Source organism: Nostoc sp. CALU 546 (assembly GCF_048836525.1).
Map to the genome: position 1 here is coordinate 28,466 of NZ_JAWJTF010000032.1, position 13,347 is coordinate 41,812.

General features: G+C 42.4%; 8 protein-coding genes. 6 read left to right on the plus strand and 2 right to left on the minus strand.

All coding sequences use genetic code 11. The features are described 5' to 3' along the window. Positions 1 to 57 precede the first annotated feature (57 nt). Positions 58 to 945, minus strand: coding sequence for a response regulator (locus RRG12_RS17605; RefSeq protein WP_069068868.1), 888 nt, complete (start codon positions 943 to 945; stop codon positions 58 to 60). 138 nt (positions 946 to 1,083) lie between these two features. Beyond that, positions 1,084 to 3,060 (minus strand): scytonemin biosynthesis sensor histidine kinase, encoded by a 1,977-nt coding sequence (locus tag RRG12_RS17610; RefSeq protein WP_420760168.1) that lies wholly within the window; start codon positions 3,058 to 3,060, stop codon positions 1,084 to 1,086. 1,725 nt (positions 3,061 to 4,785) lie between these two features. Here RRG12_RS17610 and scyA point away from each other — a divergent pair. The 6 genes from scyA to scyF all read left to right on the plus strand — a co-directional run bounded on the left by scyA (position 4,786) and on the right by scyF (position 13,272). Next, positions 4,786 to 6,669: a scytonemin biosynthesis protein ScyA gene (scyA, locus tag RRG12_RS17615; protein WP_420760169.1), complete on the plus strand. Its 1,884-nt coding sequence runs from the start codon at positions 4,786 to 4,788 to the stop codon at positions 6,667 to 6,669. A 304-nt stretch (positions 6,670 to 6,973) separates the two neighbouring features. Continuing rightward, the gene (scyB, locus tag RRG12_RS17620) at positions 6,974 to 8,035 is read left to right on the plus strand and encodes a tryptophan dehydrogenase ScyB (protein WP_420760170.1); all 1,062 of its coding nucleotides are present in this window, start codon (positions 6,974 to 6,976) and stop codon (positions 8,033 to 8,035) included. Between the two features lie 25 nt (positions 8,036 to 8,060). Next, entirely contained in the window at positions 8,061 to 9,029 is a 969-nt protein-coding gene (gene scyC / locus RRG12_RS17625) for a scytonemin biosynthesis cyclase/decarboxylase ScyC (RefSeq protein ID WP_420760171.1), read from the plus strand. Positions 9,030 to 9,130: 101 nt separating this feature from the next. After that, positions 9,131 to 10,390: a ScyD/ScyE family protein gene (locus tag RRG12_RS17630; RefSeq protein WP_420760172.1), complete on the plus strand. Its 1,260-nt coding sequence runs from the start codon at positions 9,131 to 9,133 to the stop codon at positions 10,388 to 10,390. Positions 10,391 to 10,523: 133 nt separating this feature from the next. After that, entirely contained in the window at positions 10,524 to 11,909 is a 1,386-nt protein-coding gene (locus RRG12_RS17635; protein ID WP_069068861.1) for a ScyD/ScyE family protein, read from the plus strand. A 178-nt stretch (positions 11,910 to 12,087) separates the two neighbouring features. Further along, positions 12,088 to 13,272 carry a scytonemin biosynthesis PEP-CTERM protein ScyF gene (scyF, locus tag RRG12_RS17640; protein WP_069068860.1) on the plus strand — a complete coding sequence of 395 codons (1,185 nt, stop codon included), beginning with the start codon at positions 12,088 to 12,090 and terminating at the stop codon, positions 13,270 to 13,272. The last annotated feature ends 75 nt before the right edge of the window (positions 13,273 to 13,347 follow it).

Here is a 13,347-nt window from a genome sequence, read left to right on the forward strand (position 1 = left end):
TCCCTCCTGCCTCCTGCCTCCTGCCTCCTGCCTTCTGCCTTTTTTGTAAATCTACTTTCACCAGAGTTGCACCTGTTCTTGCAATACAAGCTGATGCTGTTTGCGCCAAGCTTGGGGAGGTAAACCGTGATGTTGGCGAAATTGACGGGAGAAATGAGACACATCTTGATAGCCCAATGCTTTCGCTATCTTCTCGACTGTCTGATTATTATTTTGGAGTAAAAAACGCGCTCCCGCCATTCGGCGTTTGACAATCCAGCAGTTTACAGTCTCTCCTGTCTGCCGTGCGACTCGGTTCGTTAAGTAAGCAGGTGAGTAACCAACAGCAAGAGCGACATCACATAAAGTAATTCCTTGATGATAATGGGCTTCGATAAAGTCAAAAACCTCTTTTAATTGGGGAATGGAGGGAAAGATTGACTTAGAAGGAATGTTGGCTTCTCTATCAGGGGCTTCTTGATCAGAGGCTACAGCAACACCTCCAGCGATCGCTGTAGTATCATCTGTAAATACTGATTTTGGAGCTTTCTCGAATTTCATTGCACACCAGTATTGCAGATTAGCTTGCTTTTCCAAGCGAATAGCGATCGCTCTGAGCAGTTCTTCTAGTGTCGAGGGTTTGGTAAGATAGTCATCTGCTCCCAATTCCATAGCTTTGCGAACATCTGATCTGGTACTACTACCAGTTAGAAAAATGAAAGGAATAATTGCTGTAACAGGATCTTGGCGTAGCGTAGTTAAAACGCTATAACCATCCATATCAGGCATTGTGATATCGCAAATCACTAAGTCGGGTGTACTCTTTTGTGCATGTTGGATACCAACACGACCGTTATCAGCACCTATCATATCAAAACCTTTAGCCTCAAGACCCTTTAAATAAAGATCGCGGGTAACGGTATCATCTTCAATGACGAGAATTTTCTTTGACGATTCGTACATCATTTTTTATTACCATAACTTTTTACAAAAGCTGATTACTAGACCCTTTAGTGGGTATCTAAATAGAGATGAAATGAACTATCTCGTTCCGAGAGTTATGATTGTTAAGTTGTCAATTAACAACTATCTTCATTTCAACACTCATAACTCGTAACCAGTTGCTAATTTCATTAATGGCAGCATCACAGTAAACGTAGTCCCAACACCAACTTCACTTTCCACAAAGACTTGACCGTGATGTAAATCTACAAGAGTTTTAAGAATCGATAGCCCTAGTCCAGTACCAGGTATATGATCAATATTACTACCACGATAAAATGGTTCAAATATTCGTTGTTGATCTATTGCTGAAATACCGATACCCATATCCTTTACCTGAAAAACTAATTTTTCGTTTTGACAATAAAATTTCAATTCAATTGCCATTTTCGAGGAAGAATACTTGATGGCATTATCGAGCAAATTCTTCAAAATAGGCTCTAACAACTTTTTATCTATATTGGCTGTTAGAGAGTTATCTGGACTTATGCAAATGATTGGATTTTGGTTAACAGTCATCTGCATTTGTGCAACCAAATCATCACAAAACTGAACTAAGTCAACAGGTTTTGGTTCAAAGTTTAATTTTTCTGCTTCTGCTTTAGAGAAGAACAAAATATCATCCAACATCAAGCTCAGTTGTTCAGTGGCTTTTTGAATATGATCTAGTAGTGGTTGGATTTTCTTTTGTGTACGTTTATCTACTTCTTCCTTTAATAAACTATTAGAAAATGAAACAATATTCAGTGGAGTTCGGAATTGATGGCAAACCGTAGAAAGGAAACGCGCTCTAAGTTCGCTAAGTTGTTTGGCTTGTTCTAAAGCTTGGTTAAGACCTAATTCTGCATATTTATAATCAGTAATATCGATGCCTGCAATCATTTCTACTGGTTTTCCACCAAAATCTAGCCCTCCATCAAGCTTGGCAACCGCGCAGGCTAGCCAGCGCTCTGTGCCGTTTTTTGTCAGAATACTCATTTCCTGGTATTCAAAATTACCTGCTTCACTCTGCTTACGTATCTGCCTGCTTTTTTTGCTCTTAATCAGTCGGCGAAGATCAAAACCTGTTAGCAGTTCCTCTTTTGTATAGCCAGTGAGTTGCTCTACTGCCGGATTTATATAGCAAAGTCGCGTGCCTTGAATCAGAAAAGTGCTAGTATCTGTTGTTTCTGCTAAAGTCCGAAATCTAGTTGCGTTTAATCGTAATGCTTCTTCAGTCTGTTTCGATTCAGTAATATCCCAAATACTCCACACTCTCCCAATAATTTTGCCCTCAAGCAACTGAGGTTTAGAATAGTGTGCAAAAACTCTTCCATCTTTCAACTCTAGAATGTCGTAGCTCTCGAAATCAGATTGGCTAGATACTTCCCAAATCAGCCGACTAAAAGCTTGTGGATCTTTAAGTTTATTCTCAAAAAAGGCTTTGCATCGAGGGCATTTCTTAGATAGTATTAGAGACTCTGGAATCTGCCACATCTCTACAAATCTCTGATTCAAGCTCAGAATATCTCCCTCAAAATTAACTGCAACAATACCAATGGCAGTAGATTCGAGAGTAGAACGAAGTAACGAAAGAGATGCTTCTAGTTCTACTTCTTTTGCTTTGAGTTGAGAAAATTCCTGTTGCAAATTGTCTTTGGCATCCCTTAATTCATCAGTCCACTTTTGCACGCTCAGTTCTACTATTTCGTCATTTTTCTCACGAGCAAAAGCACAGCCAAATTCCATATCTTGTTGTTTTACATAGCTCATGGATATTTCTACTAAAAATATCCGGCCCCCTTTTGTCCGATAGCGAGATTTAAAGGTAAGAGAACCCTGTGAGCAAATATCTGACCAATTGTGCAGAGAAAAGTCTACATCTATATCATGCAGCCTCATGGAAAGTAATTCCTCACGGGAATACCCAGTCATCAGACAAGTGGCATCGTTGACGTAAAGAAACTGCGCGTTTGCTCCTAAACAGAAGGCAGCATCTACAGAGTGATTTATTAGGAAGTGAGCAAACTTCATTTCTACTTCAGGTTGTAGTGCCCATTGATTGTTTGATCTAGCTAGTGTATATTCGCCAGAATTCATATTCCTACTTCCTCCTGGTAATCAATCAGCACTGTAGCCATTAATGAGTTAATAGTCATAACTTACTAAAATCTTTGGTGCACTCTTCGGCTGTTAGAAAATAAAATTAGTTAGTAAATTAAAAAATCTTACTAATTGCCTTAACAAAACTTATCATACCAACAAAATGCAAATTGTTAAATCAAATTTTCCTAAAAAAACTAAAATGCTAAAAATTTTATTTTGGACTTAAGCAACTTTTTATAGCAGCACAAAACCTAGACAAATCAAATCTAGATTAGTCAAGAAATCTGATAGATTAAGAGGTCAAAACTCTTAATCTATCAGTAGGAAAGATATTTTAAATTTAAACTAGCCCTCTACAGAGGTAATTAGTAGTTTATCAACCTAGAATTACTGCATTTGGACTGGGGAAAAGTTAAAGGATAAGAAATTATCCTTTAATTTTTCGCTCGCCAAGGACTTTGGCGAACTACTAGTACAACACGGGGGAAGTTTGCCTATCTTTAACCAGTTGCTCTAAGCAACTTGTCTGGTTAGTTGAGATAGTAGGTAGATTCCCACGGTGCTGTAATACTGTAAAGTCGTTTTATTTTCAACATAAATGAATTTGCAGTGCTTGGCTGAAATGAACAAATTTCACTCATCAATTTATTTTCTTAATTTATCTTAACTTACTCTTTCAGGGATTTAACTATAGAAGAATATGCTTAGTCATCTGTCGGAAGAAGTACATTTGTATTAAAAATATACGTATATTTTTACGTATAGCGTTGTGTTTGTTTTGTCATAAAGAAACACTGCATTAGTATACTAAGTATATAACTTGTTTCAATAGCAATAAAAAATACTTCTTAGACAATGCATACTCAACGTTTATTCGTCTCTCTAAGGAAATATCAAAAGTTAAAAAACGATGTATTTATCGTTACAAATAATTGACTCAAAGAGTTTTTGGTGGCAATATGAAAACCACCAAACTGGTGTAGTTCAACTCATGCTTTAATTCAGATAAAAAGTTGTGTAAGTTCTAAAGCAAAAGAATTGACAACCAAATCAAAAAATTTACTATTGTAAATTTAGTAATGTGCTGCTTATGCGATGCCTACGGTGGGCTACACCTACGCAAAAGATCAATCTTCAGAGTGACTAATTTGGGGATGTCGCAATCACGATAAAAGCAAAAGAATTGACACCCACATCAAAAGATTTTTCATTGCAGATTAGGTTTTAATCATAAGAAGCATCACAAGTCAAGAACCTCCCCAGGCAATTTAGCAAGTAGATAGGTGCGATTAAAGCTAGCTATATTAAGCTTTGTAAAGATTCTGAGACATGGTTGAATTCAGGTTAGTTGCTAGTTTATACACCCTTACATGATTTAGTTTTTCGCCGCAAACCTACCTTTTGTACTGTACTCATCACCACAGAAGCGAAAAATTTGACACCCCTATCAAAAGATTTTTGATTGCACAACAGTCTTTCTCTGCCTTATTCTGGTCACAAGAAGCACAACCCCGACTGTTGTCTGCTTTCGGTAAAAATTTTTTGGTACCGCGCTCACAAGCATCAATCAGCAGCGATCAACCATTTCTACTAGCGACCAAGTTAGGTCATAGCTGTAAGAAACAACAGAGTTGTTTGTATTAGATATTTCTAGATTTCTAGCGCTGTGATTGTAAACTGAAAAGCCTTTGTGTAACTTTATGTAATTAAGTGAAACTAATGAGTCAAAACTATACTGGTTCAAACTCTCCTCTCATCACTACCGAACCATACAAGGAATTTCCAGCAAATAGATATGTAGAATCTGTATCTGACTCCCGTCAGCTTGATGAATCGGAGAAAAATGGGGGAATTCAGCCTTTTTTAAATGACGAAACACCCCCAACGCTTTCAGTTGCCGATGCGATCGCTCAGATGTTAGAAAATTTGGGAGTAGGCTACGCTTTTGGTGTCGCCGGTGGGGCAATGGCCAGCCTTTGGGGGGCGCTATCCAATAGCAATATAGAAGTGTTGAACTTCCGCCATGAAGCCGGAGCAGCATTTGCAGCTACCGAAGCTTATTTTGCCAATAATCGCCCCACTGTAGTTTTTACCACAGCCGGGCCGGGGATCACCAACGCACTGACCGGATTATTTGCGGCTCGTGGGGAAGGTGCAAAGGTAATTTTGTTGTCAGCTTGCACCTCAGCACCGCAGCGTGGACGTTGGGCTATTCAAGAAACCAGCACTTATACATTGCCCAGTGGGGGAATTTTTACCCCAGGAGCGTTATTCAACTATGCAATCACAATTGAATCTGCGGCTCAATTACCGCAGGTTTTTCGTAAACTGGCCCTGGCTATGGCACAACCAGGCGGATTTGTCGCCCATTTGAGCATTCCCACCGCTGTGCAGACAAGTTTAGTTGAGGATATAGCCTTACCTCAACTAGATATTTCTCCCTTTCCGATGACTGCTTCCAAAGAAGCGATCGCCAAATCGGTAGAGTTATTATCATCCGGCCCCTTTGCTATCTGGGTTGGTTTCGGTGCGCGTGACGCAGCAGCCGAAATCCTCCAACTCGCTGAAAAAACCGGAGCCGCCGTTATCTGCTCACCTCGTGGTAAAGGTATCTTCCCCGAAGATCATCCGCAATTTGTGGGTGTCACAGGTTTAGGCGGTCATGCTTCCGTCTTAACTTATATGGAAGAACAACCTCCACTACGCACACTTGTATTAGGAACCCGTCTTGGTGAACCGACTTCCTTCTGGAGTTCGGCGCTGGTTCCCAAAGGAGGTTTTGTCCATGTAGATATTGATCCCGAAGTACCAGGTGTTGCATATCCACACGTTGAAACTTTCGGGGTTCGGTCTGACATCAAAGCTTTTGTGGAAGAGTTGTTGCAGCAATTACCAGATGCTCCTCATTCCACAACTTTGTCGTTACCTCGTCCAGAACACAAAGCAATTGAACCGGCATCAGACGTAGACTATCCAGTGCGGCCAGAAGTATTGATGGCAGCAATTCAAAAGATCATTGTTGAAGGTAGCAATGCGATAGTCATGGCGGAGTGTGGTAACTCCTTTACTTGGTCAACCCATCTACTCCAATTTGCCGAAGCAAACCGTTACCGAGTCAGCACCGGAGTCGGCGCAATGGGTCACGCCGTCACCGGAGTGTTGGGTGCAGCGCTGGCGAACAATAGCAAAGCTGTAGGGATTGTTGGTGATGGAGCAATGCTGATGAATAACGAAATCAGCACAGCCGTGAAATACAAAATCCCCGCCATCTGGATTGTACTCAACGATGCGCGTTACAACATGTGCCATCAAGGGATGAAAATCTTGGGATTAAAGGGTGCAGATGCAACACTCCCACCGACAAACTTCGCCATGATTGCTCGTGGGATGGGAGCAGAAGCGATCGTGGTTGTTAGAGAGTCGGATATTGAAGCGGCATTAGAACAAGCGATCGCATCAAGCGTTCCTTTTCTAATCGATGTAGTGATTGACGCCGATCGCCCAGCACCTTCTGGTGGACGTAATAAGAGTTTGGCAGCACAAGGAGTGAAATCAAGCTCGGCAAAAAGTGCAGCCAAGCAAGTTTCATTTCCAATGGTTTGATTTGGAAAGTTGGTAATCGAATAAGTACGAACCGCCACCCCTTAGAGAAGGACGAAAAGTCAGAAATAACTAATCTTAACTCTACTAATTCGTAGCAAATTCTCTGCGTCCCTCTGCGTTTACCTCTGCATCCCTTTGCGTTTAAATTTCCACTTTCAATTCGCCACGATTTTACGCAAAGTACCAAGTCTTTCTTAACTTCATCTAATCTTAATCTTCGCCAGTGTTTTTGTGTCTACATCTTTACATTTTGTAATGGTCATTACTTTCTCTAACCAATCCCAAACAATATCAAGAGGTCAAGATGCTGCTATTTGAAACTGTTAGAGAAATGGGTCACGAACAAGTTCTATTTTGTCATGGTAAAAACCCCGAAATTAAGGCAATTATTGCCATCCATGATACGAGCTTAGGCCCAGCGATGGGAGCTACAAGACTGATGCCTTATCTCAACGAAGAAGCAGCTTTAAAAGATGCGCTTCGTCTCAGTCGGGGAATGACTTATAAAGCTGCCTGTGCAAATATTCCGGCTGGTGGGGGAAAGGCAGTCATTATCGCTAATCCTGAAAATAAAACAGATGATCTGTTGAGAGCTTATGGACGTTTTGTTGATAGTCTGAATGGACGTTTTATCACCGGACAAGATGTCAATATTACTCCTGACGATGTGCGGACAATCAGTCAAGAAACAAAACACGTTGTTGGGGTATCAGAAAAATCTGGTGGGCCTGCTCCCATAACATCACTAGGAGTTTTTCTCGGAATTAAAGCCGCTGTTGAATCTCGTTGGCAGAGCAAAAGACTTGATGGGATGAAAGTTGCAGTTCAAGGCTTAGGAAACGTCGGTAAAAATCTTTGTCGGCACTTACATGAACATGATGTCAAGCTTTTTGTGAGCGATGTAGATCCAGCAAAAACGGAAGAAGCAAAACGGCTTTTTGGTGCAACTGTTGTAGAACCAACTGAAATTTACTCTCTGGATGTAGATATCTTTGCTCCTTGCGCTTTAGGAGGAATTCTTAATAGTCATACAATTCCTTTTTTACAAGCTTCAATTATTGCTGGCGCAGCTAACAATCAATTGGAGAATGAGCAACTACATAGTCAAATGCTTACTAAAAAAGGGATTCTTTACAGCCCTGATTATGTAATTAATGCTGGAGGATTAATTAATGTTTACAACGAAATGATTGGTTATGACGAAGAAAAAGCTTTCAAGCAAGTGCATAACATCTATGACACTCTATTAGCAATTTTTGATATTGCTAAAGCGCAGGGAGTTACTACCAACGATGCTGCCAAACGTTTAGCAGAAGACCGGATCAAGAATGGTAAGCGGAACAAAACTAAAGCGATCGCAGCTTAATTATTATTATCTTCAGGAGTGAGAAGTGGAAAAAAATACCTTTGCAACATCAGCTTACATTGCGACTTCACCAGAGAGCGCTTTTGAATATCTTTGTAGTTTAAAGAACTTAGACGAATGGACACTTTATAGCCGGATGCAAGAGCAGATTGATGAAGATACCTGGTTGGGAACTGCGTCTGGTTATCACAAAAATCTCTATTATCATGTTAAGAAACTAGAAAATCCACTTTTCTACGGCATTGAGTGGCACTGTGGATTAGAGTATCAAAAATATTTTCAGGTTTACCCGGTTTTACTGTTTCCCACCGACTACATCGAGCCGGGAACAGATGAAAAGGGTGTGTACTTTCACTGGTTGAGCTTTGTCGATCCCAAACGGCAGACTCAGATGATTATGCAGGGAATTCATACAGTACACACTTCTGAATGTCGTTCTCTCAAAGGTAACTTGGAACGCAAAGCCGGTCTGACTACAGCAGCCAAAGGAAGCCACTTTATCGATACAGACACCATTTATGTTGATGCCCCTATTGAAATCGGCATTGAATACTTAAAAGACTTACGAAACATAGACGAATGGGCGCATTTATTGCGACCGAATGGTGATATTACTTCTGAATCAGGTGAATTCAAAGATGAATATGACCAGAAAGTAAAAGTTTCTGTGCGAGTTCATAGTTTGAGTAAATACTACTTGCTTGAACAAGAATATTTTTATCCAGAGTACGACTATTATCAGCGTTCTGTAGCGTTACTTATCCCAACTGCCTACGCTTTCGCTGACCCCGAAGCTTCTGGTTTTATCCTGCATAGAATCACATTCTGGAAAACAGATAGAACCGTCACCCACGGCAAACTTCAAATTGAAGACTATGGCGCTGAAAGCATGAACATCAAACGTTTGCTCGAAGCCAAAGCCGGCAACCTCAAATCATTTGACCGAGGAATGAGCTATCTCCCAAAAATTCAAGAATCATTAGTTACTAACTAAAACCTCAGCGTTCCTCTGCGCTTCCCAGCCTGCGGCAAGCCGCAAAAGCGTCTACAGCGTCCCTCTGCGTTTAAAATTCCTACCTCAATTCTCTGCAACACATGAAATTAAAACAACTTACTATTACCTTTCTAACTTTTTGTGTTGCCGCTTTTTCGGGAATGAAAGCTGCTTCTGCTGCATCGTTTTCCGTAATCGCCGATGGTCTATATAATGCCGGAGGACTAAGCTTTAGTCCTGATGGTAATCTCTATGTCACAGAGGCGGGAATCGGGGGAAGTGGCGGTTGTGTTCCACCAGCAAGTGGTCAAGGTGACTCTTTATGCTATGGCACTAGTGGCGCAGTTACCAAAATTGAGAATGGTAAAACCGAACGCATACTTACAGGACTTCCTTCCTTAGCATTACCGGATGGTACTGGAGCCGGTGGGCCTCGTGACATCCAGTTTGATGCTAAAGGTAAACCTTATGTTCTGATTGGGTATGGGGCGAATCCAGCATTTCGCGATCGCAATTTAGGTTACACTGACCTCGGTAAAATCATCGCTCCCGATTTTAATACCAATTCCTGGACGAGTGTTGCCGATTTAGCTAACTATGAACTCGCCAACAATCCCGATGGTGGTGATGTCGGTAGCAATCCCTTGGGTTTTGTCATCGATGGCAATAAGTTAGTTGCAGTTGATGCAGGTGCAAACGACCTACTCAGTGTTAATACTGGTGGCGGGAATTTGCAATCTATAGTTGCGTTTCCCCAAGACATACTGACTAATCCAGTCTTTCCACCCTCTGGTACACCATCCAATGAACCTGCACAGGTTCCATCTCAAGGTGAAGAGGTGCGATCGCCTACGGCATTGCAGTTTGCAACCCAACCAGTACCCTCAAGTGTTACCAAAGGCCCTGATGGCGCTTATTACGTCAGCCAATTTACTGGTTTTCCCTTCCCTGAAGGTGGGGCAAAAATCTATCGAGTCGGTGCTGATGGTAAATCATCAGTTTTCGCCGATGGTTTTACCCAACTCACAGACTTGGAATTTGATACTGAAGGCAATTTATATGCTTTGCAGTACGCCAATCAGTCAGCCTGGAAGGGTGATTTTGATGGTTCTGTGATCAAAATAGCTGCCGATGGGACACGCACAACTCTTCTGAGTGGCAATGGATTAGAGTCACCTAGCGCCTTGACTATTGGTGCTGATGGTGCAGTATACGTCACCAACCGGAGCGATCGCCCAGGACTTGGACAAGTGATCAGAATTGAGAATACCAAATCTATTCCTGAACCCAGTTCTGCTTTCGGCGTATTTGCGATCGCTGCTTTCGGCGTTGCTTGGCTGCACAAAAAGAGAAGCTACTAAACCTCCCACAAATGGAGTTGTGGCGCTCAAGTAAAGAGTTTCAAACCAATCCTAAGTTCCTCAAAGACTGGGATTAGTCATCTTTTAATAACCATAAAGTTTTCCACTTATTTAATTCTCAATCTCCAAAGGTATGAAACTCAAATCATTTGCTCTGACATCTCTAACATTTTGTTTTGCTGCTATTTGCGGAACACCATCTGTACAAGCTGCAACCCTAACGACAATTGTCGATGGAATCAGTAATGCACGGGCTGTTAGCTTTGGCCCCGATGGCACTCTCTACGTAGCAGAGCCAGGTATCGGCGGAAACGGAAATTGCCAACCATCTCCGAGTACACTCTTTCAGCCGATCTGTGCTGGTAATAGTGGATCGCTGGTCAAAGTGACACCAGGCGGTCAGCCACAGCGTCTATTCAATAACTTTCAATCTATAGCAGAGCAACCCAGTGGCAACCAAGGCGCTGGTATTCAAGATATACAATTCGACTCTCAAGGGAATGCTTATCTTTTAACCGGGTTTGCTGGTTATCCAGGAAATCGTGATTTAGAATCACTTAACCTTGGTGCTAATTTCCCGATCCCAGAGCAGCAACTTGTTACTTTCCCGCCATCCACACCCGATAAAGTACTGAATACCCCGCTTTTAGCACAACTTTTCAAAGCTGATTTGAACACCGGAGAACTAGAAAGTATTTTCGACTTCGGCAAGTATGAAATTACTAATAATCCAGACGGTGGGGACGTAGTTACCAACCCCTTTGATTTGACCGTTAGTGGTGATACTGCTTATGTCGTTGACGGGGGTGGAAACACCGCCTACAAAGTCAAACTTGATGGAAGTGACTTTCAGGCGATCGCAATTCCCAAAAAAGTCCTTAGTGCCTCATCATTACCACCCCTTCCACCAGGACAAGAACTACCTCCAGGTTTAGTAGAGGTACTTCCAGGAGGAAACATCGCAATTCAATCAGTACCTACAGGTGGCACAATCGGCCCCGATGGAGCCTTATATGTTGCCGAATATTCAGGTTTTCCATATCCAGAAGGTGAATCGCGGATTTTCCGCATTGGCGAAGATGGCAACCCAGAGGTTTTTCTGGATGGGTTTACGCAAATCACAGACTTAACCTTTGATGAAGAAGGCAATTTGCTAGTCTTACAATTCGGCGACGAATCTCAGTTGCAGGGTGACTTGCGATTCCTTCCCGGTTCTCTGATTCAAGTTGCTCCAGATTTAACTCGGACAACATTGGTGGCTGCCGGTGAAGGGCTGGAATCATCTGCTGGAATCGATATTGGCCCTGACGGGAAGATATACATCACCAAGCGCGGTGTTGGCCCCGAACTAGGTTCGGTAGTTCGCGTGGATGATGTCGTTACAGAAAGAGTCCCCGAACCTACCTCAATCTTGGGATTATTAGCACTTGCTAGTGTAGGCGCAACTGGTGCGATCGCCAAGCGCAAACGCCAAAACAAGTTGGGTGAAGAGTTGCTAGCCAAAGCAGAGATAGTCTAATTCCTTATTACCAGCCTACTCTGTCAGGCATAGCTTACAGAATAGGCTGCTGCCTCACACAGAAAGTTGCATTTCAAACAAGAGGCAGCAGCCCGAATTTTAGAGTTCCCCAACTAGGACTGGGAACAAAATTAGTCTAGGAAAGAGTATACACTCATACAACCAGGACTTCAAACTCATGGGATTAGTCAAAAATTTGTCACTTGCTATTCTCGGTACTGGATTCACCGTGTTAGCAACAGCGGCTCAAGCCAAAGCTGTAACATTAACTTACGACAGAAGTATTGGTAGCCCCGGCTTCGGCCCTGGAGAACTTTTTGTTCCCCAAGGGATAGCGGTGGATAGCCAAGGGAATACCCTCATAGCTAACGGACGCGGTATTAACCCCGCAGATGGTACTCCTAACTACGACCTCGGTAACAAAATTGAAATATTTAATCCTAGCGGTCAGTATATTGGAGCAATTGGCTCCGGCGGCACAGGGCCCGGACAGTTTGACGAGCCAACAACTGTAGACTTTAATCCAGTAACAGGGGATCTGTATTCGGGTGATGTTTACAACAACCGCATCAATCAATTCGATTCTCAGGGTAACTTTATTAGATCCTTTGCAAATGGAGCATTTACCCCTTTGGTAGAGGGTAGATTATTCTTTGGGCCATCTGGTTTGACATTTGACAAAGATGGCAACGTGTACGTTGGTGATTTTAACGGCGAAAGGATTCTTAAATATACATCAGACGGACAGCAACTTGGTGTCATTGGTGGTACCAGAGGCACTGCACCTGGGGAATTCCAAGGTGTAGCAGGTGTCAGAATTTCTCCAGTTAGTGGAAATATCTTTGTAGCTGACCAGTATAACAACCGCGTTCAAGTACTTGATCCAAATGGTAATCCTTTGTTGGCATTTGGTTCAGTAGGTAGCGAACTGGGACAGTTTCTTCAGCCAATTGGCATCGAAGTGGACGAAGAAGAGAATATTTATGTAGCTGATTCTATCAACAGCCGCGTTCAGGTGTTTGATAAAAACGGTAACTTCTTGACTTCCTTCGGTGAAAATGCCCGCGATGCATCAGGTAATCCTGTACCGCCTCCAGCATTCACTGGCCCTCCTTTTGGCAACCCCCTCGACCTCACTCCCGGCAGATTTAACTGGACGGGTGGCACAACCCTCAAAGATGACAAGCTGTATGTGGGCGATTTCTTTCAAGGTCGCGTCCAAGTTTTAAACGTAGAAGGCAGAAAGCAAGTACCGGAGCCTAGTTCAGCATTGGGTTTAGCATTGCTCGGACTTGGGGCTGCTACTATCACATTGCGGAAACGTGGACAACAAAAGCCAGCCTTTAATTTAAAGAATTACTAATTCGTAATTAAAGAGTTTTGTAGTTTCGTAGGGTGCGTTATGCCCTTGGCTAACGCACCATCTCCATAATTTAGG

What these genes read in the sequence shown, in the direction of transcription:
- RRG12_RS17605 (WP_069068868.1), bottom strand. Translation starts at nt 945, where the DNA reads ATGATGTACGAATCGTCAAAGAAAATTCTCGTCATTGAAGATGATACC.
- RRG12_RS17610 (WP_420760168.1), bottom strand. Translation starts at nt 3,060, where the DNA reads ATGAATTCTGGCGAATATACACTAGCTAGATCAAACAATCAATGGGCA.
- scyA (WP_420760169.1), top strand. Translation starts at nt 4,786, where the DNA reads ATGAGTCAAAACTATACTGGTTCAAACTCTCCTCTCATCACTACCGAA.
- scyB (WP_420760170.1), top strand. Translation starts at nt 6,974, where the DNA reads ATGCTGCTATTTGAAACTGTTAGAGAAATGGGTCACGAACAAGTTCTA.
- RRG12_RS17630 (WP_420760172.1), top strand. Translation starts at nt 9,131, where the DNA reads ATGAAATTAAAACAACTTACTATTACCTTTCTAACTTTTTGTGTTGCC.
- RRG12_RS17635 (WP_069068861.1), top strand. Translation starts at nt 10,524, where the DNA reads ATGAAACTCAAATCATTTGCTCTGACATCTCTAACATTTTGTTTTGCT.
- scyF (WP_069068860.1), top strand. Translation starts at nt 12,088, where the DNA reads ATGGGATTAGTCAAAAATTTGTCACTTGCTATTCTCGGTACTGGATTC.